This is a genomic window from Streptomyces sp. NBC_01166, from assembly GCF_045039765.1.
Classification (GTDB): Bacteria; Actinomycetota; Actinomycetes; order Streptomycetales; family Streptomycetaceae; genus Streptomyces.
Genome location: NZ_CP108613.1, coordinates 7,264,186 through 7,290,399 on the forward strand (window position 1 = coordinate 7,264,186; position 26,214 = coordinate 7,290,399).

20 protein-coding genes and 1 pseudogene are annotated in these 26,214 nt (G+C 71.2%); 9 read left to right on the forward strand and 12 right to left on the reverse strand.

Annotated features, from left to right (window positions below):
• Positions 1–3: 3 nt before the first annotated feature.
• Together OG379_RS32860 and OG379_RS32865 are read left to right on the forward strand one after the other, a co-directional pair.
• Entirely contained in the window at positions 4–3,813 is a 3,810-nt protein-coding gene (locus tag OG379_RS32860) for a vWA domain-containing protein (protein ID WP_405666755.1), read from the forward strand.
• Positions 3,810–5,636 (forward strand): hypothetical protein, encoded by a 1,827-nt coding sequence (locus OG379_RS32865; protein ID WP_405666756.1) that lies wholly within the window; start codon positions 3,810–3,812, stop codon positions 5,634–5,636. Before OG379_RS32860 ends, OG379_RS32865 begins: the two co-directional genes overlap by 4 nt.
• Here OG379_RS32865 and OG379_RS32870 read toward each other — a convergent pair.
• A complete protein-coding gene (locus OG379_RS32870) occupies positions 5,629–6,075 on the reverse strand; it encodes an anthrone oxygenase family protein (protein WP_405666757.1) in 447 nt (148 codons plus the stop codon). The two genes, OG379_RS32865 and OG379_RS32870, sit on opposite strands and share 8 nt — an antisense overlap.
• Before the next feature lie 91 nt (positions 6,076–6,166).
• On the opposite strand from OG379_RS32870, the gene OG379_RS32875 reads away from it, so the two are divergent.
• Together OG379_RS32875 and OG379_RS32880 are read left to right on the forward strand one after the other, a co-directional pair.
• Positions 6,167–6,745 (forward strand): TetR/AcrR family transcriptional regulator, encoded by a 579-nt coding sequence (locus tag OG379_RS32875; protein ID WP_405666758.1) that lies wholly within the window; start codon positions 6,167–6,169, stop codon positions 6,743–6,745.
• Positions 6,746–6,885: 140 nt separating this feature from the next.
• Positions 6,886–7,278 carry an SHOCT domain-containing protein gene (locus OG379_RS32880; RefSeq protein WP_393760513.1) on the forward strand — a complete coding sequence of 131 codons (393 nt, stop codon included), beginning with the start codon at positions 6,886–6,888 and terminating at the stop codon, positions 7,276–7,278.
• Positions 7,279–7,349: 71 nt separating this feature from the next.
• On the opposite strand, the pseudogene OG379_RS32885 reads toward OG379_RS32880, so the two are convergent.
• The 6 genes and pseudogenes from OG379_RS32885 to OG379_RS32910 all read right to left on the reverse strand — a co-directional run.
• Positions 7,350–7,697: pseudogene (locus OG379_RS32885) on the reverse strand (saccharopine dehydrogenase); the annotation flags it as partial.
• The gene (locus OG379_RS32890; RefSeq protein ID WP_405666759.1) at positions 7,694–9,073 is read right to left on the reverse strand and encodes an MFS transporter; all 1,380 of its coding nucleotides are present in this window, start codon (positions 9,071–9,073) and stop codon (positions 7,694–7,696) included. The pseudogene OG379_RS32885 and the gene OG379_RS32890, both read right to left, overlap by 4 nt.
• Positions 9,074–9,279: 206 nt before the next feature.
• On the reverse strand, positions 9,280–9,735 hold the full coding sequence (locus tag OG379_RS32895) for an RpiB/LacA/LacB family sugar-phosphate isomerase (protein WP_405666761.1): 456 nt from the start codon (positions 9,733–9,735) through the stop codon (positions 9,280–9,282).
• Positions 9,736–9,921: 186 nt separating this feature from the next.
• Complete coding sequence (locus OG379_RS32900; RefSeq protein ID WP_405666762.1) at positions 9,922–10,917, reverse strand: LacI family DNA-binding transcriptional regulator; 996 nt, start codon at positions 10,915–10,917, stop codon at positions 9,922–9,924.
• 713 nt (positions 10,918–11,630) lie between these two features.
• On the reverse strand, positions 11,631–13,154 hold the full coding sequence (locus OG379_RS32905; protein WP_405666763.1) for an aldehyde dehydrogenase family protein: 1,524 nt from the start codon (positions 13,152–13,154) through the stop codon (positions 11,631–11,633).
• 109 nt (positions 13,155–13,263) lie between these two features.
• The gene (locus OG379_RS32910; RefSeq protein WP_405666764.1) at positions 13,264–14,517 is read right to left on the reverse strand and encodes a GAF domain-containing protein; all 1,254 of its coding nucleotides are present in this window, start codon (positions 14,515–14,517) and stop codon (positions 13,264–13,266) included.
• A 230-nt stretch (positions 14,518–14,747) separates the two neighbouring features.
• Here OG379_RS32910 and OG379_RS32915 point away from each other — a divergent pair, with 230 nt between their 5' ends.
• Positions 14,748–14,894, forward strand: a complete 147-nt coding sequence (locus OG379_RS32915; protein WP_405666765.1) for a hypothetical protein — start codon at positions 14,748–14,750, stop codon at positions 14,892–14,894.
• Between the two features lie 122 nt (positions 14,895–15,016).
• Here the strand turns inward: OG379_RS32915 and OG379_RS32920 are convergent, their stop codons facing one another.
• From OG379_RS32920 to OG379_RS32930, 3 genes are all read right to left on the reverse strand, one after another.
• Positions 15,017–16,687, reverse strand: coding sequence for a DUF262 domain-containing protein (locus tag OG379_RS32920; protein WP_405666766.1), 1,671 nt, complete (start codon positions 16,685–16,687; stop codon positions 15,017–15,019).
• Positions 16,688–16,800: 113 nt separating this feature from the next.
• Positions 16,801–17,694, reverse strand: a complete 894-nt coding sequence (locus OG379_RS32925) for an alpha/beta fold hydrolase (protein WP_405666767.1) — start codon at positions 17,692–17,694, stop codon at positions 16,801–16,803.
• Positions 17,695–17,783: 89 nt separating this feature from the next.
• Positions 17,784–18,290 carry a CGNR zinc finger domain-containing protein gene (locus tag OG379_RS32930; RefSeq protein WP_405666768.1) on the reverse strand — a complete coding sequence of 169 codons (507 nt, stop codon included), beginning with the start codon at positions 18,288–18,290 and terminating at the stop codon, positions 17,784–17,786.
• A 108-nt stretch (positions 18,291–18,398) separates the two neighbouring features.
• On the opposite strand from OG379_RS32930, the gene OG379_RS32935 reads away from it, so the two are divergent.
• On the forward strand, positions 18,399–19,274 hold the full coding sequence (locus OG379_RS32935) for an alpha/beta fold hydrolase (protein WP_405666769.1): 876 nt from the start codon (positions 18,399–18,401) through the stop codon (positions 19,272–19,274).
• 117 nt (positions 19,275–19,391) lie between these two features.
• Here OG379_RS32935 and OG379_RS32940 read toward each other — a convergent pair whose 3' ends face one another.
• Positions 19,392–20,300: a hypothetical protein gene (locus OG379_RS32940; RefSeq protein ID WP_405666770.1), complete on the reverse strand. Its 909-nt coding sequence runs from the start codon at positions 20,298–20,300 to the stop codon at positions 19,392–19,394.
• A 161-nt stretch (positions 20,301–20,461) separates the two neighbouring features.
• On the opposite strand from OG379_RS32940, the gene OG379_RS32945 reads away from it, so the two are divergent.
• On the forward strand, positions 20,462–21,091 hold the full coding sequence (locus tag OG379_RS32945) for a proteophosphoglycan 5 (RefSeq protein ID WP_405666771.1): 630 nt from the start codon (positions 20,462–20,464) through the stop codon (positions 21,089–21,091).
• Positions 21,092–21,163: 72 nt separating this feature from the next.
• On the opposite strand, the gene OG379_RS32950 is transcribed toward OG379_RS32945, so the two are convergent.
• Positions 21,164–23,116 carry a family 43 glycosylhydrolase gene (locus OG379_RS32950; RefSeq protein ID WP_405666772.1) on the reverse strand — a complete coding sequence of 651 codons (1,953 nt, stop codon included), beginning with the start codon at positions 23,114–23,116 and terminating at the stop codon, positions 21,164–21,166.
• 480 nt (positions 23,117–23,596) lie between these two features.
• Between OG379_RS32950 and OG379_RS32955 the strand changes: the two genes are divergently transcribed.
• Both OG379_RS32955 and OG379_RS32960 read left to right on the forward strand, forming a co-directional pair.
• Positions 23,597–24,886 carry a cytochrome P450 gene (locus OG379_RS32955; RefSeq protein ID WP_405666773.1) on the forward strand — a complete coding sequence of 430 codons (1,290 nt, stop codon included), beginning with the start codon at positions 23,597–23,599 and terminating at the stop codon, positions 24,884–24,886.
• The gene (locus OG379_RS32960) at positions 24,883–26,106 is read left to right on the forward strand and encodes a cytochrome P450 (protein ID WP_405666774.1); all 1,224 of its coding nucleotides are present in this window, start codon (positions 24,883–24,885) and stop codon (positions 26,104–26,106) included. The genes OG379_RS32955 and OG379_RS32960 overlap by 4 nt, the downstream gene beginning before the upstream one ends.
• The last annotated feature ends 108 nt before the right edge of the window (positions 26,107–26,214 follow it).

Below are 26,214 nucleotides of genomic sequence, written 5' to 3' on the forward strand. Positions count from 1 at the left end.
CGGATGAGAGAGTCGACCACCCCCGAGACGCGGACCATCCCCGAGACGCGGACCATCCCCGAGACGTGGACTGCCCCCGAGACGCGGACTGCCCCCGAGACGCGGTCCACTCCCGAGGTGTCGCCCACCGCCGGCGCGCCGGCCGTTTCCCCGGCGCGGGGCCCGGCGGCCGGGGACGCCACCCCGGAAGCCGCGGTGGCGGCTCTCGCGGCGACCGGACCCGGGGCACCGTTCCTCATCGGGGTGCGCCACCACGCGCCCTCGCTGGCGGCCGCCCTCCCGGCACTGCTGGACGCGGCGGCCCCCGACGTCCTGCTCGTCGAACTGCCCGCCGAGTTCCAGCCCTGGCTGGGCTGGCTCGCCCACGAGGAGACCGAGGCCCCGGTGGCGCTGGCCGCCGTGCCCGCCGACGGGCCCGTCCCGGCAGGCGAACGGGGGCCGGCCTTCTACCCGTTCGCGGACTTCTCGCCCGAACTGGTCGCTCTGCGCTGGGCGGTGGAGAACGGCGTCCCGGCCGTGGCCTGCGATCTGCCGCTGGCCGACCGAGCGTGGGCCGGGGGCGGCCCGGACACCCCCGCCCCTGTTCCGGGCGCCGACTCCGCGCCCGTGCCGGGGGAGGGGCACGGGCTGTCCGCCGCGCTCCGGTCCCGGCTCACCGGCCGGGACGGTGACGACCTGTGGGACCGGCTGGTGGAGGCCCTCGCGCCCGGCTCGACACCCGAGGCCCTCCGCCGCGCCGCCCTGCTCACCGGCTGGGCGCTGCGGCACGAGGCCGAGGCGCGGGGCGGGGTGAGCGGCACGGACCTGGCGCGCGAGGCATGTATGCGCGGACATGTCGCCGAGACCCTGGCGAGCGGCCGGCGGCCCGCCGTGGTGGTGGGAGCCTTCCACACCCCGGCGCTGCTGCCGTCCGCCGCCGGGGGCCCCGCACCGGACGCGCCGGGCGCGTCCGAGCCGGGCGCGGGCGGCCACGTGAACGGTGCTGCCGGGACTGCCGCGTGCACGGTCTCCCTGGTCCCGTACACGTATCCGCTGCTGGACTCACGGTCCGGCTACCCGGCCGGCATCAGGGACCCGGAGTGGCAGCACACCGTGCTGGACGCCGCCGGGGACCCGGCCGCGCTGCACGAGGCGCTGATCCGCACCGCGGTCCGCGTCTGCGCCGCCCTGCGCGAACAGGGCCACCCCTACGGCCCGGCGGACGGCCGGGAGGTCGTCCGGGTGGCCGGTGACCTGGCCCGCCTGCGCGACCTGCCCGCACCCGGCCGCGGTGAACTCCTCGAAGCCGTGCAGACGGTGCTGGGACGCGGCGAGACCTACGGGACGGGCCGCGCAGTCGCCCAGGCCCTCGAACGCGTACTCGTCGGAGCCCGCACCGGACGGCCCGCGCCCGCCGCTCCGCGCAGCGGACTCGGCCCCGCCGTCGAGGCCGAGACCGCGGCTCTCTCCCTCCCCGGCCCGGAGGAGGCGTACGAGAAGACACCGCGCGACCTCCGGCTCGACCCGGCCCGCTCCACCCTGGACCGGCGCCGCGAACTGCTGCTGCGCAGGCTGACGGTGTGCGGCATCCCTTACGCGCGGGAGCAGGGGGTGACCGGCGCGGCGGGCTCGGAAGGGCTCACCACGCGCTGGCAGGTGCGGTGGACCCCGGCGACGGCCGCGATGCTCACCGCGGCGGGGGCCCGCGGCGTCACCCCGGCCCAGGCGGCCGAGGGCGTGCTGCGGCAGCGGCACGCGGCCGAGCGCGCGGAGGGCGGTCCGACGGCCTCCCAGGTCGTCCGCGGACTCACGGAGGCCGCCGGGTGCGGGCTCCCCGCCCTGGCCGACGAACGGCTGACGGAACTGGCGGCCGTACTCCCCGCGAGCGGCACCCTTCCCGAACTCCTCACCGGGCTCGACCTGCTGGATCGCATCGACGCAGGCCACCTGCCGGGCCTGGTCGCGCCCGACGACCCCTCGGCTCCGGACGCCACCGCCACCGCTCGTGCCGCCGACACCGCGCGCGCGGCCGAACTCCTGACCTCGGCCGCGGTCCGCCAGGTCGACGGCCTGACCGGCTCCGAGGAGCCCGAGGACGCCCGGGCGCTGCTCGAACTGGCCCAGCGGGCCGACCGGGTGGGCGGCATCCGGCTCACCGACGCCCTCGCCCGGCTGGCCGCCGACGGCACCCCGCTGATCGCCGCAGCCGCCGGGGGAGTCAGGGTGCTCACGGGTCACGAAGAGGCCGAGACCTTCGGGGGGCGCGTCGCCTCCTGGGTGGACGGAGCCGTGGACAGCGCCTCCCGGGCCGCGCTCACCGCCCGCCTCACCGGCGTCCTCACAGTGGCGGGCCCGCTCCTGACCGTCGGCGCAGGGGCCCTCGACCCGCTGCTGCACCGGGTCGTCGAGCTGGAGGACACCGCGTTCCTGGCCCGGCTGCCTGCCCTGCGCGGTGGCTTCGACACGCTGAGCCCGGCCGCCCGGGACCGGTTGCTGGACACCGTCGAGGAGCGGCTGGGCGAACGGGTGGACACCCTCGACGCGGATGATCCCGCCGAGCAGGCCCGTAGAACGGCCGCCGACCTCGCGGCCCGTGAACTCCTGACCGGCCTCGGCCTGCCCGTACCCCCACCCGCGCACGACGACCGGTTGCCACCACTGCCCGGCCACCCCGCCGTGACGCGCCCCACCGCCGTACCCTCCACCGAGGCCACTCCCGCGCGGGCCATCGCGCCCGCCGACCGGTGGCGGCTCGTGCTCGGCCGACGTCCCGATCAACTGCCGTCCGGCGCCGCCCGCCTGGCGACCGCTCTGGACGAGCTCTACGGCGCGGGACACGGCGAGGGATCCCGCAGCGGCCTGCCCGGCCCCGGTCACGGTGGCGGCGGCCGGGAACCGTCGTTCCCCGGCGTCCGCGAGTGGTCCGAGGAACTGGCCGCGCTGTTCGGCCCCGGCGTCCGCGAGGAGGTCCTCGCCGCCGCAGCCGCGACAGGGCGGCAGGACGTCCTCACCGAACTCGACCCGGCGGCCGCCACCCCCTCCGTGGAGCTGCTCCGTACGATCCTGAGGTACGCCGGCGGCCTTCCCGAAGCCCGTCTCGCGGCGCTCCGGCCCCTGGTCCGCCGCCTGGTCGACGAACTGACCCGGCAGCTCGCCACCCGGCTGCGGCCCGCCCTCACCGGCACGATGTCGGCCCGGCCCACCCGCCGCCCCGGCGGTCGGCTGGACCTGCCGCGCACGCTGCGCGCCAACCTGGCCACCGCGCGCCGGACAGCAGACGGAACGGTCCAGGTGATCCCCGAGAAGCCGGTGTTCCGCAGTCGCGCACGCCGGTCGGCCGACTGGCGCCTGATCCTGGTCACCGACGTCTCCGGATCCATGGAGGCGTCCACCATCTGGTCCGCGCTGACCGCCTCCGTGCTCGCCGGGGTGCCTACCCTGAGCACCCATTTCCTGGCCTTCTCCACGGAGGTGGTCGACCTCACCGGCCATGTGCACGATCCCCTCTCCCTGCTGCTGGAGGTGAGCGTGGGCGGGGGTACGCACATCGCCGCCGGGCTGCGGCACGCCCGCAGCCTGATCGAGGTGCCCACCCGCACCCTCGTCGTCGTCATCAGCGACTTCGAGGAGGGCGCGCCGCTCGGCGGACTGCTGGCGGAGGTGCGGGCTCTGGTGAACACCGGCTGTCACGTCCTCGGGTGCGCGAGCCTCGACGACGCCGGCCGGCCCCGTTACTCGACGGGCGTCGCCGGGCAGCTCGTGGCCGCCGGTATGCCCGTGGCGGCCCTCAGCCCACTCGAACTGGCCCGCTGGATAGGGGAGAAGACCGCATGAACGCCGACCGGTTGCCACCCGTCGCACCGGAGGTCACGGCCACGCTCGTGGAGGACCTCTCGCCCCGGCTGCGCAAGCGGCTGGACGCGGCGGTCACCAAGCTCGGAGCCCGCCCCGTGCACCGCGACGGGGACACGGTGACGATCGCGGTCGACGACGACACCGAGCTGCGCCTGCACGCCCCGGGCGGCGTGGTGGCGACGGCGGATGCCATCACCTGCGGTTGTCTCCTCGCCCCGGCATGCGTCCACCGCGCGGCCGCCGCCTGCGCCGCCCCCACGGCGGACCCGGCGCCGGAGCCCGCCGATGAGCCCACCCGGGCGTTCCCCGAACCCGCCTCCGCCACGGACCCCGCCCCCGCCCCCGCCCCGGACTCCGCCTCCTCGCCCGAGGTGGCGAGCCCGGCGCAGCGTGGAGCGGCCGACGCCCTGTGGTCGGCGGGCGCCGCCGTGCTGGAAGCCGGCGTCGACGGGGCCGGCGCCGTCGCCCAGTCGGCCCTCCTCCGCGCCGCGCACACCGCCCGGCTCCGGCACCTGCCGCGCGCCGCGGCCACCGCGCTGTCCGTCGTCACACTGCTGCGCGCCGCCCGCACCGGGGACCCGTCCTACCGCACCGCCGACCTCGTCACGGCCCTTGCCGAACTCCTGGGCACAGCACACCGGGTCGGGACGACGTCCGGGGCGGAGCTGGCCGCCGTCAGAGGCCGCGTGCGCCGTCCGTACAGCCCGGACGGCTCGTTGCGCCTGTACGGTCTGTTCACCGAACCCGTGGTCACCGACTCGGGGCACGGCGGCGTCCGAACGTGGGTCGCCGGGGCCGACGGCCGTCTCTTCACGGTCGGTGACGTGGCACCCGGCGGCGTCGGGCGCGCCCTGGGCGTGGCCGACCGGGCCGTGCGCCTGGGGGACAGCGCGCTCACCCACCGGGAACTGGGCCGGGCCGGCCTGGCGGTCTCGGGGGCGACGGTGTCGCCGGACGGCAGACTGGGCGCCGGGAAGGGCGTCAAGGCCGTTACCGCCCGGGGCGCGGCGTGGACGGAGCCGCCGCTCGCCGCCCTGTGGGAGACGCCGCTGTCCGAACAGGCCACCCGCGCCCTGCGGTCCACCTCCCGCTACGCGGACCCGGACGGCGGCGGCAGTGACCTGCTCTTCCTGGACGTCGAACTCCTCGGTGCGATGAGGGAGTCGGGCGGCACGTGCTTGCTCGCGCTGTGCGAGGGAGGCGTCCGCGTCCGGCTCACCGTCGCCGACGACGACCCCGCGCTGGCCCACCGCGACAATCTGATGCTGCTGGCCGCAGCGCCGGGGACACGGCTGAGGATCGTCGGCCGCCTGGTGCCCGCCCTCCACCCCCGGCTCACCCTCCTCGCCTGCTCGCACCCCACCGGCGAGGGCACGATCGACCTCGGTCTCGACCGCCTGCGCCGAGCCGACCTCCCGGACCCGGCTGCCCCCGTGCACCCCGCCCCGCCACAGCCCGGAGGGTCCGGAGCGCACTCGCCCCTGTACCTCCTGGAGCGCCGGGTCGAACAGACGGTCCCGGCGGGTCGCGCCGCCCTCGGCATGCTGGGCGACGTCACCGCAGAGGCTCGTCGCATCCGCCGCGCGGGACTTCCCACGGCCGCCGGACTCCTCACCGCCCTGTGCGCCTCGGCGGCCCGACGCGATCGCGACCTCTTCGGGCGGCTCCTTCCTGCCGACACCGAGGGCTTCGCCACCCACTGGCTCGCAGCCGCCCGTTACACGGCCGCCGTGGCCGAGTCCCTGTGCGCGGCGGCCTGGGAGCCGGCGCAGGACGCGGTGCCGGTCCGCGGGCTCACCTGAGGCCGGCGACCAGCAGGGCGAAGGCCGCGATGATGACGGCGACGCGGACGTAGTGGAAGCGGTCCCAGCGGTTCATCTGCTGCTTCCAGTCGGCGGGCCGGTTTTCGGGGGTCCACGTCTTGCCCCGGTTGTTGATCGGGACGAGCAGCAGGATCGACATGATCACGCTGATGAGCAGCAGCACGCCGGCGGTGACGACGAGACCGGCGCCGTGGTGCTGCCGTCCGGCGACGGCCCATATCGCGACGAGGACGAGCGAGGTGATGTACCAGACCGGCATCACGGCGCCGAGCATCCGGCCCCCGTGGGCGCGGCCGAGTTGGCCGCTGTCGTCGGGGAGGGCGTTGAAGATCCGGTTCATGACGAAGGCGACCGAGAACTCCACCCCCACCATCACGCCGACGACCACGGTGGTGAAGACCTCGAGTGCGTTGAGCATGGTGATCCCTCCCGACATCTAGCATTGACAGCTGATGTGGCAACGCTAGACCTACTGCCGCTCAGTTGTCTAGCGGTGCTAGCATCGAGCCATGTCGGTACAGGAACGCAAGGAGCGCGAACGGGCGGCCCGCGAGCGCCTCATCTTGGCGACGGCCCGCGAACTCGCCGAGCAGCAGGGCTGGGACGCGGTCACCACCCGCCGGCTCGCCGAGCGGATCGAGTACAGCCAGCCCGTCCTCTACAGCCACTTCCGCGGCAAGCGGGAGATCATCGGCGCCGTCGCCCTCGAAGGTGCCGCCGAGATGGCTGCGGCGCTGAGAGCCGCGGCTCGTGCCGCGGACGGCCCACGCGCCCGGGTCACCGCCATCGCCCGCGCCTACCTCGACTTCGCCGAACGCAACCCGGCGGTCTACGACGCGATGTTCCAGCTCGACGGCGGCCTTGCCTTCGCGAAGGAGGACACCCCGGAGCCTCTCAAGGACGCCTTCGCAGCCCTGCTGGAGAGCCTCGGCGAGGTCGCCGGGGACGGCGTCCACCCGGCGCTGTTCACCGAGGTGTTCTGGGCGTCCCTGCACGGCCTTGCGACCCTGTCCCGGGCGGGACGACAGCCGCCGGAGGACACCGACCGGAGGATGGAGCTGCTGGTGGACCGGCTCGCCGTGGTCTGACGTACCACCTCGGCAGGCACGCAGCCGGAGCCGTTGGCCCGGACGGCTCCGCTCGGGATGCGGTGCCTGCCGGGAGGCGGTATCGCTGAGTGTCCCGATCCGGTTCCGCGTGGCGCGGAATGATGTGGAAGGACCACGGCATGGATGACTATCCGCTGCTGAATCTGTTCCTTACGATGCTGTACTTCTTCCTGTGGGTGATGTGGTTCTTCCTGCTCTTCAAGGTGATCACGGACCTGTTCCGGGACCACTCGTTGAGCGGATGGGGCAAGGCGGCCTGGCTGATCGCCGTCCTGGTCCTGCCCTACCTCGGCGTTCTCCTCTACCTCGTCCTGCGGGGGCGGAGCATGCGGGACCGGGACATCACCGAGGCGAAGGAACAGGAGAAGGCGTTCCGTTCGTACGTGAGGAAGGCCGCCGGGCCGGGCGGCAGCGAGCATGTGGAGGAGCTGGCCAAGCTCGCCGAGATGAAACGGAACGGGGATCTGAACCCGGAGGAGTACGAGAGGGCGAAGGCCAAGGTCCTCGCCTGAGTCCGGGCCGCCCGTCGAGGAGGCCGACACCGACCCGCTGGAGCTACTGGCGACGTCCCGTCCCCGCCCCGCTACGGACGCAGGTCCAGGGACATGTGCGGGGACAACAGGGCGCGGAGGAAGTCGGGTGCTTCGAAGATCTCCCCTGCTGATACGACGCCGACCGCGCGGGTCCGGCCGGTCAGTACGCGGCCGAGCGCTTCCACCACGAGGGGCGCGGTGACCGCGTAGCTGTCCTGGCCGTGGCCCGCGCCGTGGCCGCGGGCCACGGCGCGGCGTTCGGCGTCGCCCGAGCGCACCACGATGTCGACGAGGAAGGTCTGGGCGGACCGTCCGTGCTCGTCGACCGCGGCGGTACTCCAGCTGTCCGCCCGTGGGGAGTGGTTGCGGGCGCACGGGGGCGTCGAGTACACCCTCAGCGGGATTCGAACGAGGCAGGCAGGGGCGCGGCTGTCGGCGACGATGCCAGGCCGGTCTTCTCCTCAGCCACGAGCCGCGACACGCGCTCCCGCTCGCTGCGGCCCCAGGTCTCCCTCGTCAAGAGGATGCCGGCAAGGCCGATCAGGGCCGCACCCAGGTAGAGCAGCGCGGCGCCCGGCCAGCCGAAGGCTCCCACCAGCGCGGCGGCGAGCAAGGGCGCGAAGCCGCCGATCGCCGCGGCGATCTGGTAGCCCAATGAGGCGCCCGAGGTGCGGGTCGCGGTGCGGAACTGCTCGGTGAGCAAGGCCCCTTGGGTTCCCGTGAGCGAGGCGTGGATGAGTCCGATACCGATGATGAACACGGTGACCACTAGGGCGGGTTGGGCGGAGTTGGTGAGCAGGTACATCGGGAAGGCGAACAGGATCGCCATGATGCAGGCCGCGATGTAGATGGGGCGGCGTCCGATGCGGTCGGTGAGAGCGCCGGCCAGGAAGGTGACGGCGATGGCGAGGATGCTGGCGGCCGTGATGGCTCCGAGGGCGACGGGGCGGAGATCGGGGTGGCGCTCGGTGATGTAGTTCAGCAGGTAGGTCGCGGTGGAGTAGTAGGCGAAGGACTCGACGACGCGCAGGGCGATGACGCGCAGGATGCCGCGCCAGTCGCCGGCGAGGGTCGCCAGCAGGGGGTTCTTCTCGGTCTTGCCGGTGGCCTGGGCTTCCTGGAACTCGGGGGATTCCGACAGACGGGAGCGGACGATCAGCGCGACGATGACCAGGACGGCGCTGAGCAGGAACGGCGTCCTCCACTGCCAGCTGCCTTGCAGTGTGTCGCTGAAGGCGAATACGCCGCTGGCCAGGGCGATGCCCAGGGGGTTGCCGGACTGCGGGATCGCCGCGAACATGCCGCGGCGGTGCCAGGGCGCGTGCTCGTAGGCCATGGTGATCGCGCCGCCCCATTCGGCGCCGAACGCCAGGCCCTGCACCATGCGGATGATCACGAGCAGGACCGGTGCGAGGACCCCGACCTGCTCGAAGGTGGGCAGTACGCCGATGAGGAAGGTAGCGGTGCCCATGACGATCATCGCCGTGACCAGGACGGGCTTGCGTCCGAACTTGTCGGCGAAGTAGCCGCCGACGGCGCCTCCCAGGGGGCGCATGACGAAGCCGACGGCCAGGGTGGCGAAGGAGAGGAGGGTGCCGACGAACCGGTCGCTCTCGGGGAAGAAGACTGCGCCGAAGTAGAGCGCGGAGGCGGTGCCGTAGGCGATGAAGTCGTAGTTCTCGACGCTGGTACCCAAGGCTGCGGCGACCGCGGTCTTGACGCGGTCCTTCGAGCCGAGCACGCTTCGTCGTCCGGCGGGGGCGCTGGTGGACATGCAAGGTCTCCTTGGTGGGTCGCCGGCCTGGTGCCGGCGGCAACGCAGTGAGAAGGAGGCGGCCGCACGGGCGGGGCCGGTCCTCCCTTGGCTTGTGGTTGTGGGCATGCCGAACAGACGCCTGACGAGGCCGTGCGGGGCCGGTGCGTTCGGCGTCATTCAGCGCGACGGACGGTCCGTCCGTGGGAGAGGCGGGGCGGTGAAGGTCAGAGGGACGGGGTCAGGTCGTCGAGCGCGTTGAGCTTGGCGACCCGGCGGCGGGTGTCCTCGTCGTCGTCGAACACGGCGTTGAGGAACTCGCGCATGATGTCGGGTACGAGTGCGTGCGGTACCAGCCACGCCCCCACCGCGATGGCGTTGGCGTCGTCGTGCTCGACGGCCTGGTGGGCGGAGTACGGCTCATGGGCGAGACCGCAGCGGATGCCAGGCAGCTTGTTGGCGGCCATGACTGCGCCCTGGCCGGTGCCGCAGACGAGCACGGCCCGCTCGGCCGATCCGCCGAGCACCGCCTCACAGGTCGAGCGGGTGATGTCCGGGAAGTCGACGGGGTCAGCGCTGTGAGTGCCGCAGTCGATCACCTCATGCCCGAGGACCTCGATAGCCTCGCGCACGGCTTCCTTCAGCGAGAAACCGGCGTGATCCGCGCCGAGGGCGACCTTCATGGCTTGTTCCTTTCAGCAGGGCGTACTGTCTCTCGCCGGCCGGGACGCCTCGGCGCTCACCGGTCGGGGCGGCTGCTCTCGCTGCTCGTACCGGCAGCGACGGCAGCTCAGGTGTTCAGGCCGTTGTCGGCGGATGAGGATGTGTCGGTGCGACTCCGGCAGGAGGCGCGGGGGCTGCCGGTGCACTCAACGGTTGCCTCTCACTGCTCGGTCGGTGAAGGTGGTCGCGATGCGCTGACCGACTGCCTGGCGACCGGCGAGGAGATCAAGGAGTCCGCGTACACCGAGCCGGCCGATCGCCGAGGCGTCGTTACGGACCGCACTGATGGGTGGTGAGGCGAACTCGAACCAGTCGAGGTCGTCGAAGGAGACGACCTCGATGCGGGCTGCCTGCTCCGCGCCGTATCGCTCCCGCAGGGCACGCACCGCGCCCAGGGTGGTCTGGCCGTTCGCGCCGAACACGGCGGTGAACGGCACACCGCGGTCGATGACACGGCCCATGGCCTGGGCGGCACCGCCGGCCAGGAAGTCACCGGCGTCGAGCAGCCTGTCGTCGGTGCTGACGCCGTGGGCGGCACGGCCGGCAAGGTAGGCGGCGCGGCGCTCCGCGCCGGTGGAAATCGTGGGGGGTCCGCCGATGAAGGCGACGTCGCGGTGGCCTCGGCGTTGCAGCCAGGAAAGTACCTGCTGGACACCCTGGGCGTTGTCCGTGCCGTACAGCGGTGCGTCGACGCCCTCGACCGTCCGGTTGAGGAAGACCAGCGGCATCCCCGAGGCGAGTGTGGTGGCGAGCTGCGGCGAGACGTTGTCCTGGGGCGAGAACAGCAAGCCGTCGACGCGCTGGCCGGCGAAGGTCCGCAGGTAGGCGTCGGCCTGCCCGGCATCCTCGTTGGCGTTGGCCAGCAGCACGGTGAAACCGTGCCCGCGCGCTTCCTGCTCGGCCGCGTGAGCCAGCTCGGAGAAGAACGGGTTGCGGATGTCCGAGACCAGCAGCCCCAGCACGTCGGTCCGGGCCCGACGCAAGGACCGGGCAGGCCCGTGGGCGACATAACCGAGCTCGGAGGCAGCGGCGAGCACCCGGGCCCGGGAATCGGCGGAGGTCTGACTGCTGCCGCTCAGTACCCGCGATGCGGTTCCCAGCGCGACCCCTGCCCTGGCAGCGACGTCTTTGATCGTGGCCATCGCCCCACCTCCTTGTGGAAACGTTTCCATGCGTTCTGTGACGTAAAGCTTTCACACGGTGGGCGAAGAGGCAAGGGTCGTGACCAGTCTCAGGGTCGGACACTCGGCGGGTGCGGGGCCGACGCCATCGCGAGAGGCAGCGACCGGCGAGTTTCGGCTGACGAGACGAGTGCCGTGGTCGCAGGACCGGCGCCGAGGGTGCCGCGGGGTACGGGCGGTGGGTGCCGGCGGGGCCTACCTGCCCCCTTGGGTCGCCGGCCGGGCCATCGCGGGGCGCGCGCACCGGGTGGCACATCCCCACCGCTCACCGGAGCGGCTCACGGAGCGAGAGGCCGAAGTGCCGGCCGGAGCGGGGCAGGGCTGTCCTGCGCGGAGATCGCCAGCCGGCTTCGCCTCGTCGAAGGCGCGGTGAAAACACAAGCCAGTGCGGTCCCTGTTCCGGCTTGCCTCCGGAGGCGACCCGGCGGAATGTGCGCACCGCGCCGGACAGTAAACAGCCTGATCGAGGAGTCGATGCGAAGGCGGGAGGAGCAGGGCCACACCCCAGAGGCCGCATGTGCGGGCCTTGGCCAGGAGATATCCCGGAACGGCTGGTCAGAGGTGGGGTGGCCGTGGGAGCGGCCGGGAGTTACTCGCACTCGGCCCCGTGGATTGGAAGCGCTCCAGGGCGCCTGACCAGGTGAAACACTTGGTCAGGCGCCCTTTTTCGGCGTTTAGAAGAAGCCCAGTTTCTTCGGCGAGTACGACACCAGCAGGTTCTTGGTCTGCTGGTAGTGCTCCAGCATCATCTTGTGGTTCTCCCGGCCGATGCCCGACTGCTTGTATCCGCCGAAAGCGGCGTGTGCCGGATAGGCGTGGTAGCAGTTCGTCCAGACCCTGCCCGCCTTGATGGCCCGGCCAGCCCGGTAGGCGGTGTTGGCGTCGCGGGTCCACACACCCGCGCCGAGTCCGTACAGCGTGTCGTTGGCCGTCCTGATGCCCTCGTCGAAGTCCGAGAAGGACGTCACGGCGACCACCGGGCCGAAGATCTCCTCCTGGAAGATCCGCATACGGTTGTCACCCTCGAAGATGGTCGGCTGGACGTAGTAGCCACCCTCCAGCTCGCCCCCGTACTCGACGCGCTGACCACCCGTCAGGACCCTCGCGCCCTCCTGCTGTCCGATCTCGACGTACGAGAGAATCTTCTTCAGCTGTTCGGTGGAGGCCTGCGCGCCGATCATCGTGTCGGTGTCCAGCGGGTGCCCGGGCACGATCAACTCGGTCCGCGCGATGCCCGCCTCGAGGAACTCGCCGTAGTGTCCGCGCTGGATCAGCGCCCGCGACGGACACGTGCACACCTCACCCTGGTTGAGGGCGAACATGGTGAAGCCCTCGAGCGCCTTGTCGCGGAAGTCGTCGTCCAGCGCCCATACGTCGTCGAAGAACAGGTTCGGCGATTTGCCACCCAGCTCCAGCGTGACGGGCTTGAGGTTCTCCGAGGCGTACTGCATGATCAGGCGCCCCGTCGTCGTCTCGCCGGTGAAGGCGATCTTCGCGACCCGCGGACTGGAGGCGAGCGGCTTCCCCGCCTCCGCGCCGAAGCCGTTGAGGATGTTGACGACACCGGGGGGAAGCAGATCCGCGACCAGGCTCATCCACACATGGATCGACGCGGGGGTCTGCTCCGCCGGCTTGAGGACCACCGCGTTCCCGGCAGCCAGCGCGGGGGCGAGCTTCCAGACGGCCATCAGGATGGGGAAGTTCCACGGGATGATCTGAGCCACCACACCCAGTGGCTCGTGGAAGTGGTACGCGACGGTGTCGTCGTCGATCTCGCTCAGCGAGCCCTCCTGTGCGCGCAGCGCACCCGCGAAGTACCGGAAGTGGTCGATGGCCAGCGGAATGTCCGCCGCCAGCGTCTCGCGCACCGGCTTGCCGTTCTCCCAGCTCTCGGCGACCGCCAGCTCCTCCAGATGCTCTTCCATGCGGTCGGCGATCCGGTTCAGGACGACCGCACGGTCACCTGCCGACACGGCTCCCCAGGCGGGGGCCGCCGCATGGGCGGCGTCCAGGGCGCGCTCCACGTCGTCCTCGGTGCCGCGGGCGATCTCCGTGAAGGGGCGGCCGTTGACGGGGCTCGGGTTCTCGAAGTACTGGCCACGGGCCGGCGGGACATAGGCGCCGCCGATCCAGTGGTCGTAACGGGACTCGTACGAGACGATGGCGCCCTCGGTGCCCGGCGCGGCATAACGGGTCATCTCTGTGGCCTCCCGGATCCGGTGCCGCCCGCCGTCGGACGGCCCTCGTCGGGAGGCTAGGCAGCGCGACGTTGCAACGCCGTTGCGCGGCCCGCCCCCGCGAGCGGCTTTACGAGCGCTGCTCCGCGTCGAGCGCCTGCGCCCTCGCCAGTAGCGCCGCCCGCCGCTCCGGGGGCGCCGCCGCGGCGAGGGCCCGCCAGACAGGGAGGTCCTCGGCGCCCCACGGGCTGTACGCCCAGTCGGCGAGGAGCCCCGGATCGCCCCGCGCGATCAGCGCGGCCCGCAACTGGCCGGCGATCCTGCGTCGGAGGCGGACCACTGCCGGTGCCAGCGAACGCGGCAGCAGGGGACCCGCGTACGCGCCGAGGGCCGCCGCCACCGCCCCGGACTCCATCCTGCGCGTGACGGTGTCGAAGTCGGTATCCACCTGAGCGCCCAGCCGGTACGGACGCGAGCGCAGCAGCTCAGGTCCCAGAAGCCGCCGGAGCCGCGCGAGTTCGGCCCGCAGTGTCACCGGGGGGACCGACTCGTCCTCGTACAGCTCGATCAGCAGTGCGCCACCGTCGAGGCCCTCCGGATGGAGGGCCAGCGTCACCAGGATCTCGCTGTGGCGCCTGCTCAGCCGGATCTTGCGCCCACCCAGCACCAGGAGCGCCTCGTCGCTGCCGAGCGCGGAGAGCTGCGCCGACCCGTCGACGGACTGCGGGGCGACGAGCGCCAGCTGGGACTCGGCGGCACGCGCCACGGCCTGCACGAACGCCAGGCTGTGCGGATGTGCGAGCCCGTCCCCGCCGGTGATGTCGACGGCGCCGAGCACCCGGCCCGTGTGCGGGTCGTGCAGCGGGGCGGCGGCGCACGTCCACTGCTGGACCGGCCGAAGAAAGTGCTCGGCGGCGAACACCTGGACGGGGCGGTCGATGGCGAGTGCCGTGCCGGGCGCGTTCGTCCCGGCCTCCGACTCCGCCCAGCGGGCGCCTTCCACGAAGTTCATCCGCTCCGCGCGCCGACGGGCTCGGGCGTGCCCCTCGACCCACAGCAGCCTGCCGTGCGCGTCGCAGACCGCGAGCAGATGCTCGCCGTCCATGGCGTAGGCGCCCATGAGTTCGCGGATCATCGGCATGACGCGAGCCAGAGGATGTGTGTCCCGGTAGGGTCCGAGTTCGTCCGTGCACAGCTCGACCAGGGCCGCCCCGTCCGGACTGACCCGCGCCCGGGCGGAGCGACGCCACGACTGGCCGACCACGGAACGCACCGGCGTCTCCAGCCGCCCGTCGGAGGTGAACACCTCGTGGGCACGGCGCAGTTCACCGAGCCGGACGCCGGGATTCGCGTCGGCGGCCAGAGCCGCCCAGGGATCCGTCAACTCGCCCTCCCGTCCGTGGCGGCATGCCTCCCCATCGTCGGGGGAACGGACGTCGGCGACAACCGCTGGGGGCGGGGCAATCGTGCCTTACGGCGTCCGTGCGTGGGCGGTCCGATATCGAAGGGCCGTGCGCCTCACAGCCCGGCCTCGACCAGGAACTCGCTCGGAGCGCCGCACCAGGACATGTACAGCCCGTCCCGGGCGCGGTTGACGCCCGGCTGTGCAACCCCATGACGGCTGTGGCGAGGGGAGCGGCGACCACAAAGGTGATCCTGGAGATCGTCGAGGGCGACGGGAAACGAGTGGCGGACGATGAACGGACGTTCCTCCTGGCCGGGCTCGAACTGCGCGTGCCCAACCCGAACAGCGATCCTTGATCAGGCCGCGGCCGGCACCGGGTCATTGGGAGGTGAGCGACAGACATGACGCCCATTCCTGGCGTGATCCTGTCCGCAACCTCCCGATGACACTGCCATCACGCTGGCCCGCTCCAGGGGAGCTACAGACGCCACTCCTCCGCGAGCAGCCCGAGCAGTTCCGCCTGTCGCTTCTCCAGGTGCTCCGGTGTCCAGGTGTCCTGGCCCAACACCTGTGTGGTCAGAGGGAAGGCGACGACGCCCCGCCTGAGGTACCTCTCCTTCTTCGCGGTGAAGTCGAGGTTCTGGACCTGCGAGTTCTTCGTGCGGCTGAGCAGCACAAGGTTGGCGAGCCTGTGTGTCCACTGTTTGCGCTCGTCCACCGTGAAGTCCGCGCGCCACTGCGACTCGAGCCCCGGGTTCTGGGGGAGTACATGCTCGACCGTGATGCGCGGTGCGTCGTACGTGGCCACGATGTCGTCCTCGGAGACCAGCTCGTCCAGCCGGAGCAGGATGAAACGGCGCGTTCTCAGCTCGTAGTACACATCGCCGTCGAGCCTGGACAGAGTCTCGGTCCGCTCGTCATCCGTGAGCTGGAAGGCCGGGGCCTCCAAGCCGAGACCCTGGTTGAGTTCCGTCAGCAGCTCGGCGAAGCGGAGCACACGCGGGGTCGTGTAGATCCGTCGAACGAACATGCTTGCCGCCAGGCGCTCCAGCAGCCGGAAGAAGGAGCCCAGCCACACGGGATCGTCACCGTGGGACCGGAGTGCCCACAACGCGGCCGGCCACCAGTCGTTGTTGTCCAGCTGCAGCAGCCGGCGGAACCACGCATTGACCTGCGGCGACCCATCCCCGGCCGCGTACGTCTTGTCGCGGATCACCGCGGACGCTTCGGCATAGGGAACGAGTACCTCGTCGACGAACTCCTTGGCCCGTCCACCCTTGTAGTGGGAAAGAACCTGCGCCTGGAACTCCTTCAGCAGCTCCAGTCGTGCACGCTCGCCGGAGAAGATCATGCGGATATGGGAGAACAGGTCGGAGAACTCCTCGCGGCCGAGGCTCTCCTCCGCGTCTTCCCACCGTCTCGCATAGGTCTCCGAGGCCTGCTCCTCGATCTCTCCGATGATCTGAGCCTTGAAGATGTCGGCAGGCGACAGGTCGAGGCCTCGGGAGTTCATCACGCTGAAGATGCGGTGAGCGCTGTCCAGATCAGGTGTGCTGACCGCGACGAGGAAGGTCTGGACGCCCATCAGCTTGCACAGTGCGAGACGCTGATCATCCGTCCATGTCGCCAAAGTGCTGTGCAGGACCCGCGCATTGGCCTGGACGGCCCTCTGCGCATCGGTTCGCAGGTTGTGAGGGTTCAGCTCCAGGAGGGTCCCGATCGAATCGGAGGTCTGGATGTGCTGGTGGAAGAAGTCGGCATCCCGGGGACGGAGAGTGAGCCGCGGTTTGGCCTTCAGGCCCAGAACCGTGTTCCCGGGCTCGGCGATCATCGCCACCAGGTTGGTCACCACATCGGGCTGCTGAGCCAGATCACGCAGGACAGCCAGCAGGATGGTCAAGGTCGTCAACCGCTGCTGACCGTCGATGACATCGGCATCTGCAGCGCGGCTGTCCTTGACGAGTACCAAGGAGCCGAGGAAGTAGGGCTCGCCATCGCCCCGGAGGAGAGCTTCCTCGAGATCGGCGAGTAGTTGTTGGGCCTGTTCGGTCTGCCAGGCGTAGGGGCGCTGGTAGTCCGGAATTCGGAAGTCGTAATCACTGCAGAAGACCTTGTGCAGCGGCACTTCGCGCGCTTCGAGCTGAGCCATGATCAGTATGATTCCTCACCAAAGACCGGCTTCGCAGCGATTTGCCGGTCTGGTGGAGGAAGGGCTCGTGAGTTGGTGTCCTGACCGAGCCGTCATAGCCGGCGGTTCCTGTGTCAGCGCCGGGCTGTGCTGCCGAGGGCCCCGGTGTGTTCCAGGATCGCGTCGGTGAGCGGGGCCAGGACCTCCCGGGGGAGTGCGTGGCCCATGCCCGGGATCTCGACCGTGCGGGCCCCGCGGATCACCTGGGCGAGATGCTGCGGGTGCGGGGGAGGGAAGACCGGTTCCGCCGGGGCCGAGATCACGAGCGTGGGCACGTCGGTCCTCGCCAGTTCCTCGGTGCGCAGCATGCCGGAGGTGTCCGCGCGGCCGTGCGCGGTGGAGGAGGCGTGGTGGCCGGTGTGCTCGATGATCCTCCGCTCCAGCTCGCGTGCGCTCTCCGCGTCGAACGGGAGCTGGTCGCCCGCCAGTGCCCGCCAGTGTGCGACGCGGGCGTCGAGTTCGCCCTCAGGGCCGCGCTCCTCGGCCGGCCGGGACCAGATCTCCAGCACGTGCGGTGCGATGCCGGGGAGTTCCTCGGGCGGGACACGCGTTCCGTCAGGCCGCACGTACGGGCTGGTGCTGAGCGCGGACGTCCCGATCAGGGTCGCGCTCAGCAGGCGGTCGGGGTGGTCGGCGACGAGCAGCTGGGTGAGCATTCCGCCGAGGGACATGCCCACGACGTGGGCACGGTCGACGCCCAGGCCGTCCAGGACGGTGATCGCGTCTTCGGCGAGGTCGGTGACGGCGTACGGATGCTGGTCGAAGGCCCAGGTGGACCGGCCGGTGTCACGGTGGTCGTAGCGGATCACCCGATGGTGCGCGGCGAGTGACTCCACCAGGCCGTCCGGCCAGCCGAGGCCGGACGTCTGCGCACCCATGATCAGCAGGAGCGGAGGGGCCTCGGCGGACCCTCGCTCCTCCGCCCATAGACGCACACCGGGTGCCGCGTCGATGTAGTGGTGGTTCATGGTGCTCCTCCTGCCACGGGCAGCGTTGGATAAGCCGAGACGTATCGTCTCGCTTTCACTGTAGCGCAGGTGCTGCCTTGCCGGGGGTGTCATTCGGGCTGCGGGGTCTCCCGTGTCCGAGCCTGGTGGCGACGGGCTTTGAGCCGGTTCCCGCAGGTCTTCATCGAGCACCACCGTGCGGTGTTGGCGCGACTGCGGTCCAGAAGGAACAGGTGGCACTCGGGGTTCCCGCACGGCCGCAGGCGGCCGGGCAGGCGCTCCTCGACCTCCGCCCACGCGAGCACGAGTTCCACGGCCAGCCGGCGCTCCGGCTCCACCTCCAGGTGCCACTCGATGCCTGACGCGCCGGGCTTCGGCACTTTGCGGACGCCGTCGAGGACCTGCCGCAGGCGGGGTTCCGCCGACCCGCCGGACGTCGATTCCTGGAGTGCGTCCCGGGCGGTGCGCAGCCATCGGTGCTCCTCCTCGCCGCCGAGCCCCCCGTGCTCCCGCGCCCACTGATCCAGCACGTGGTCCTCGCTCCAGAGGTCCTGGCGCCGGCCATCCGCGACAGGGGTGCTGTTCAGGGCCTGCATCAGCGCCTGGTCGTCCAGCATGGCTCACACCCTCTCGGCTAACTCCATCAAGCCGTTTGACAGGTTACCTCAAGGGCGGTCTACTGAGGGCGGAGAGGTAACCATCATGACGGGTGGAAGGGGTTAGTCATGGTTGAGATTCTTCATCGATACGCGACGGTCCGGGGGCACCGCGTCTTCTACCGCGAGGCGGGGGCCCGCGAAGCGCCCACGCTCGTACTCCTGCACGGGTTTCCCACCAGCTCACGCATGTTCCGCCACCTCATCCCGGCGCTGGCCGATCGATTCCACGTCATCGCCCCCGACCACCTCGGCTTCGGCAACTCCGACGCCCCGCCTGTGGACGCGTTCACGTACAGCTTCGACTCCCTGACCGATGTCACCGAAGCCCTGCTGGCCCAACTCGGCGTCACCCGCTACGCGTTGTACGTCCAGGACTACGGCGCACCCATCGGCTGGCGCCTGGCCCTGCGCGCCCCGGACGCGATCACGGCAGTGATCACGCAGAACGGCAATGCGTACGAGGAGGGCTTCGTGCCGGACTTCTGGAAGCCGGTGTGGGCGTACTGCGAGAACCCGGGACCCCTCACCGAGCCCGCCGTCCGGTCAGCCCTCTCGCTCGACGCCATCCGCTGGCAGTACCTGCACGGAGTGGACCGGCCCGAGCTGGTCGACCCCGACACCTGGGCCGCCGACCACCGCGAGGTCAACCGGGCGGGGAACGAGCTGGTGCAGCTCGCCCTGTTCCGCGACTACGCCGCCAACCCGCCCCTCTACCCTCAAGTGCACGCCTACTTCCGGGAACGCCAGGTTCCGCTCCTCGCGGTCTGGGGCGCAGGCGACGAGATCTTCGGCCCGGACGGAGCGCGTGCCTTCACGAGGGACCTGCCGGACGCCGAGGTCCACCTGGTTCAAGGAGGCGGACACTTCCTGCTAGAAAGCCACCTGGACACCGTGGCCGGCTACATCCGCGGATTCCTGACCGCCGCCGCCCCAGTGGCGTAAGCCACGGCGCCGCCCTTAGCCGGTCGTTGGAAGGTTAGTGACAGGTAAAGGGGTCATTCCGGGCGTGATTCTGTCCTTGACCTCACAATGACGGCTGCACCGGCCGCCGCCGTGCGGCTACTGCGCGGCCGTCATCCACAGCTCGACGTCGGAGATGATCAGGCGGCCCGGCCGCTGGGTGGCGCTGTCGGGGACGACGGCTCGCACCAACGGCTGGTCGCCCTTCTCCACGGTCACCTTCGTGCCGTCGAACTTCGGTGACTCGGCGCTGACGACCGCCCGGAGGTCGGACTCCAGTCTGCCGGCCGCCGCGTCGTCCTCGACCACGAAGCAGAGGATCTCGGTGTTCTCGGCAGCCGAGGACGCCTGCTGGCCCAGGGCCGCCAGGCGCACCGGGTTGGAGGAGCTGAGCGGGTCGAAGTCCGCGCGGTAGACGTCGCCCAGGCACTCGGCCGCCCGGCGGAACTCCTTGTCGTCCGCCAGGGAGGAGCCCTCCTCCGGATCGACCGCGGCCATGGGGTCTGCATCCCGGGTGGAGTAGGAGAGCTCGTCCTCGGAGACCTGGAGCGTCGCCCCGGTGTCGCCGGGGTGCGCCCAGACCTTCCGGCCGTCCTTCTCGCTCTGCGTATAGCCGTTGGACTTCAGCGACTCGGTGATCGCCGACGCGTCGAACGAGCCCGACCAGTGCCCGGCCTCGTCGGTGTCGATCGCGGTGTTGATCCGGGTGACCTTGAACTGCTGTCCCAGCAGACCGGGCTGATACGGATTCAGCAGGGGGCCGGCCGGCTGCGAGACCTGGGAGAACCGCTTGGTGTCGCTCTTACTCAGCTTCCGTACACGGGCGGCGTCGAGGAAGGTCACCTCTTTGGTGCCGCTGTCGTCGGCGAGGCTTCCGAGCGCTGTGAGCAGCTTGGAGCCGCCCTCACCCTCGGAGGGGCCGGAGGACGAGCAACCGGTGACCGCGGCGAGCAGGAGAGTGACGAGAGCGGTGGGGCCGACGGCCGGCCCGCGTGCTGGTATGCGCATGATCAGGCAGCGTATACCGGCGCCCGGCGAGGGTACACGCGCGATGAAAGGGCCTGCGGCCGTGGCGGTCCGACGGGCCGGGACCCGTCCCCGCGAGTACGGCACCCCGCAGGAGGCACGGTGGCCGACCGCGCCGCGACTACGCGCGAAGGAGTCCGATCATGGCCCTGGTGCAGCTCGATCTTCCCGACCCGGTGGCGTTGCGGGGGCGTTGGGCGGCTCTCGCCGCCGTGCAGGCCGCCTCAGGGCACGGCGAGCGGTGCCGGGCGCTCCGGCCCTTGTGGCATTACGACGACGGGCATGGCAGCTGGGCCGACCTGCATCACCTCGACGAGGGCCGTGCGGTGTTGCTGGGACAGGACCGGAACGACTCCGAGACCTATTACGCCGAGGCGTCCGACTTCTTCGAGGAGAAGGAGACCGACCTGCTGGCCGGTGCGCCCGAGTGGTGGGAGCCGCCCGTCCGCCGGGTCCGGGACGCGGAGCTGTTCCTCGGGTTCGTGTACGGCTTCGACGGCAGCGCCTGGTACCGCGCCGAGTACGAACTCGACGACGGGTTCACGAGCGTGGGGCTGCCCGTGCTGGCCACAGCCTTGACCAGGGGGAAGATCGTCGCCACCGTCCAGCGTATGCCGGACTCCGAGGGCGGCAGGCCCGCCTACGAGGCGATCGACGCGCTGATCGCCGCCGACGGCGAGGTCGATGCCGGCCTGGTGGCCGCTGTCGCCCCCTCCGCGGACTGGGACGCCGAGGCCGGGGCGGCGGCGGCGCGGGCGTTCCTCGCGGTCTGACCCGTGGGTTCGCGGAACCTCGAACGGTGGGTCCGGCCGGGCGCGCTGCCCGGCCGGACCGTGTTCACCGGGTCACCAGGCCCGGAAGGTGGCGTCGGGGCGCTCGGCGGCGGTGACGCGCTCGGTATACAGCAGCGCGTCGCGGTGTCGCAGGTAGGTGCCGGGTGCGTCGTAGGACTCGAAGGATGCCAGGGACCGGTCCGAGAGCCCGGGCACGCGTCGCCACGTCGCGTCCGCGCGGTAGCCCGCGTCGTCGGCGCGAGCGTCGCTCCATACCTCTCCGTCCCGCCGGCGCAGGAAGTGCCCGGGGAAGTTGACCGACTCCAGGGACACGGCCGAAGGGTCCGCCAGACCGGGGACGACCTTCCACTGCATGTCGGCGTACGGCGTGACGTCGGGATCGACCCGGCCGCGGCTCCACGCGTGACGGATGAACCGGTTCGGGGCGTCAGCGGCCTCGAAGCTGAACACGTTGGAGCGGATCGATACGTCGTCGAAGCGCGCGAGGGGCTTGCCAGACGCTGCCTTGCCGGCCTTCGGCGACAGCCGGTCGGCGTGTACGCCGTTGGCGCCCGAGGTGAACGTCGAGTCCGTGGTGCTGATCCTCGGCTCGGCCATGTCGTCGACGTAGACCTTGATGGATGACCCGATCGCCTCGACCCTCACCCGGTGGGTCCCGCCGACCGCACCCGCGAGCCGCGCTGTCGCCAGGGGTGTCCGTTCGCCACCCGTAGCCTTGCCGAGGACGAGGCCCTTCGCGGTGAGATCGGCGTAGTACCCGTGGAAGCCCTCGGCGCCGGCCTCCGGCGGGCTGGCGCGGAAGACGAGGCCGGATTCGCTCCCGCCGTGCCGCAGGGTCACGTCCGCCTCGTAGATCAGGTCCGAGAAGTCGGTGTCCTGCAGGGCCAGACCGGCGGAGGACGAGGTGACGGAGTAGGCGTTGTGTTCCGCGGCCCAGTCGGCGTCGCCGTAGGTGCGCCACCCGACCGCGTTGCCGTCGTCGAAGTTGTCCTTGACCTTCATGGTGACCGGCCGGATCGTGCCGTCCTCGTTGAAATGGATCCGGTCGTAGGCCAGAGCCCGGTGGTTTCCGTCGGTCTCGCTCAGCGGGCGGCGGTGGTAGACGATGTACCAGATGTCGGTGCCCGGCACGTTCACGACCGAATTGTGCCCGGAGCCACGGGCGACGGCAGGGTCCTGGGCCAGCACCCTGTCGATCTTCTTGAACGGGCCGGTGGGGGAGTCCGACATGGCGTACGACACGGAGTAGTCCGGGCCGGTCCAGCCGCCCTCGGACCACATCATGTAGTACGTGCCGCCGCGCTTGAACATGAAGGAGCCCTCGGTGTAGTTCTCCGGGGTGATCTCCTTGTAGGTCGACCCGTCGGGGAAGGTTCCGAGGCTGGTCATGTCCGCGTTCAGCTTGACGACGTTCGCGTGGCCCCAGCCGCCGTAGTACATGTACGCCTGGCCGTCGTCGTCGATGAAGACGTCCTGATCGATCGGCTGGGCGCCGTTGTGGAACGCGTCGACGAGTGGACCGCCGATGGCGTCCTTGTACGGGCCCTCCGGGCGGTCGGAGACGGCGACTCCGATCCCGCCGAGCTCGGAGTCGTCCTGGATGTCGTTGGCGGCGAAGTAGAGGTAGTACTTCCCGTCACGGAAGACCGGCGCGGGCGCCCAGAGCGCGTACTTCGCCCATGGGACGTCGGCGATGTCGAGCACCTTGGGGTGCTTGGTCCAGTGCACCATGTCCGTCGACGAGAACGCGTCCATGAAGGTCTGTTCGCTGTAACTGCGGGACGTGGTCGGGTAGATCCAGAAGCGGTCGCCGTAGACCGCGACATCCGGATCGGCGTACCACCCCTCGACGATCGGGTTACCCGCCTCGGCCGTGCTCGGTGCCGGTGGGGCGGCGGCCGGGGGAGCGGCCGGCTGCCCGGCACCCGCGGGGGAGGGTGCGAAGCCGAGCAGCAGGGCGGCGGAGGCCAAGGCGACAGAGAGCTTGCGGATGGTGCGCACCATGAGGACGGAGAGCCTTTCTCGTGTGCGACAACGTTGTCGGGCGAGGTGCGTGGCAAGACGTCGGGCGTTCTCAGGGGGTGAGGCGGGACGGAGGTGAGGAGCCGTCACTGTGGGGCGGGCCCACTTCTACTACGTTGGAAATTGAAGCGACGTGCAGCATAAGAACATGGGTGTGGGGCGCTGTCCACCCCGGACGTGCCGAAAACCCGGGGCCTCGTGGCCGGGTTCCGCCGGGGGAGATCAGGGCCGGCATCCTCATGGCTCACCGAGGTCCCGCCGCCGTCCTGCCTGCCGGAACAGCGGGAGCCGCCGCCATCTCCGCGTTCCCCCGGCGGCCACGTCGGCCTGCCCGTGCGCGCGGTCAGTCGTGAAGGAGTGCTGCCCCGATCGGTGCCCAAAGCTTCACTCAACCTCCCTATAGTGGTGCCGCGTTGATCGTATGGCCGCAACGCGCGAAGCCGTCTCCCAGGAGTCCGTACGATGACGACCCCCTCCTTATCCGCCGCGCCCGCCCCCGGCGGCGGCTGCCCCGCGCACCCGGCCACCACACCCGTGCCGCTCAGCGGGCCCGCGTTCCACACCGAGCCGCAGGCCCTGTACCGGACGATGCGCCACTCCTACGGGCCCGTCGTGCCGGTCGAGCTCCCCGGCGGGTTCCCGGCCTGGCTGGTCGTCGGATACCGCGAGCTCCACCAGGTCACCAGCGACGGCGAACTCTTCCCCAGGGACGTCGGGCTGTGGAACCAGTGGGAGCACATACCTGAGGACTGGCCGCTGCTCCCGATGGTCGGACGGCCCATGCCGTCCATCTACTTCACCGCGGGCGCCGAGCACCGGCGCCATTCCGAGCTGGTGGTGCCCGCGCTCGAGGCCGCGGACCCGTTCGAGATCCGGGGGCACTGCGAGCAGCTGGCCGACCGGCTCGTCGACGGCATCTGCGCCCGGGGCGCCGCCGATCTCGTCGCCGACTTCGCCGAGCCGCTCCCGGTGCTCGTCCTCGCCCGCCTCGTCGGCTTCCCCGACGCGGAAGGTACGGACATCGCCCGGGTCCTGAAGGACCTTGCCGACGGGGGACCCGGCGCCCAGGAGGCTTACGGCCGCTTCGGCGAGCACATGCGGCGGCTGGTGGAGGCCAAGCGTGCCGTGCCCGGCGACGACATCACCTCCCGGATGCTCGCGGACCCGGCGCCCTTCACGGACGAGGAGTACGCCCTCGACCTCATGGCCGTCACCGCGGCCGGGCACCTCACCACCGCCGACTGGATCAGCAACTCCCTGCGGCTGATGCTCACCGAGGACCAGTTCGCCGACTCCCTCGCCGGCGGGCGGCGCAGCGTCCCGGACGCGATGAACGAGGTCCTCTGGGAGGAGAGCCCGACCCAGATCCTCGCCGGCCGCTGGGCGGTGCGCGACACACAGCTCGGCGGCCGGACCATCCGCGCCGGGGACATGCTCCTGCTCGGCCTGGGGGCCGCCAACACCGACCCGCTGATACGCCAGGAGGCGGTATCCGGGGGTGGGGGGCACCACGCGGCCAACGGGGCGCACCTGGCGTTCAGTCACGGGGAGTACCGCTGCCCCTTCCCGGCGCAGGAGATCGCGGAGACCATCGCCCGTACCGCGATCGAGGTCCTCCTCGACCGGCTGCCCGACCTCGAACTTGCCGTACCCGCCCAGGAACTCGTCAGGCGGCCCTCCGCCTTCCTGCGGGGCATGAACGCGCTGCCCGTCCGGTTCACTCCCGCACACACGACAGGAGACCCGCTGTGAACTGCCCGCACGCGACCGTGGTGATCGACCCCATGGTCCAGGACCTCGACGGTGAGACGGAGGCGCTGCGGGCATCCGCCCCACTCGCGCGCATCGAGCTCCTCGGCGTCCCCGCATGGACCGTCACCCGGCACGCCGAAGCGCGCCAACTCCTCGTCGACACACGCCTGGTGAAGGACCTGGACGCCTGGAGCCTCTGGCGGAGCGGGGAGGTCACCCACGCCTGGCCGCTGATCGGCATGATCGACGCCGGACGTTCCATGTTCACCGTGGACGGTGCGGCCCACCGCCGGCTGCGGACGAAGACCTCCCAGGCACTCACACCGCGCCGGCTGGAGGCGATCCGCCCGGCCATAGAGAAGTTCACCGAGGAGCTGCTGGACGCGCTCGCCGCGCAGGGCGAGGACGGGGTCGTCGACCTTAAGGCCGTGTTCGCCCAGCCGCTGCCGATGAAGGTCGTCGGTCTGCTGATGGGGGTGGACGAGGCGCTGCACCCCATGCTGACCCGGCAGTACAAGGCATTCTTCTCGATGCTCACCCCGCAGGAGGACCGGCTGGCGCTGATCGCCGAGCTCGATGTCTTCTACGCCGAACTGGTAAGGGAGAAGACCGCCCACCCCGCGGACGACCTCACCAGCGCGCTGATCCTCGCCGACGAGGGCGGGGAGCCGCTCACCGAGGAGGAGGTCGTCGGCAACCTCAAGGCGATGGTGGCCGCCGGGCACGAGACCACGATCGGGCTCATCCTCAACGCCGTACGCGCGCTGCTGGCCCACCCCGCCCAGCTGCGCAAGGTGCTGGACGGGGAGATCCCGTGGGACACGGTCGTCGAGGAGACGCTGCGCTGGGACACACCCACCACCCACCTGCTGATGCGGTTCGCGACCGAGGACATCCAGGTCGGCGACCAGGTGATAGCCGAGGGGGAGGGCGTGGTGATCTCCTACCGGGCCATCGGCCGCGACGTCACCCAGCACGGCGACGACGCCGATGCCTTCGACGTCACCCGGCCGACGCCGATCCGGCACATGACCTTCGGCCACGGGCCGCACATCTGCCCCGGTGCCGCGCTGTCCCGGGTCGAGGCCGGCATCGCACTGCCCGCGCTGTTCGGGCGGTTCCCGGAGCTGAAGCTCGCGATCGCCGACGCCGAGATCCGCAAGCTGCCCGTCATGACGCAGAACGACATGGAGGCCTTCCCCGTGCTGCTCCACGGCTGACGGCCGGCGAGGGAGAGCTCCAGGCCCGGACGGGCGGGTGTCCGGCCGCACAACTCTGTTGATCCATAAGAATGTTCGGGATCACGGACGGCGTCCGGTTCTTCGAAG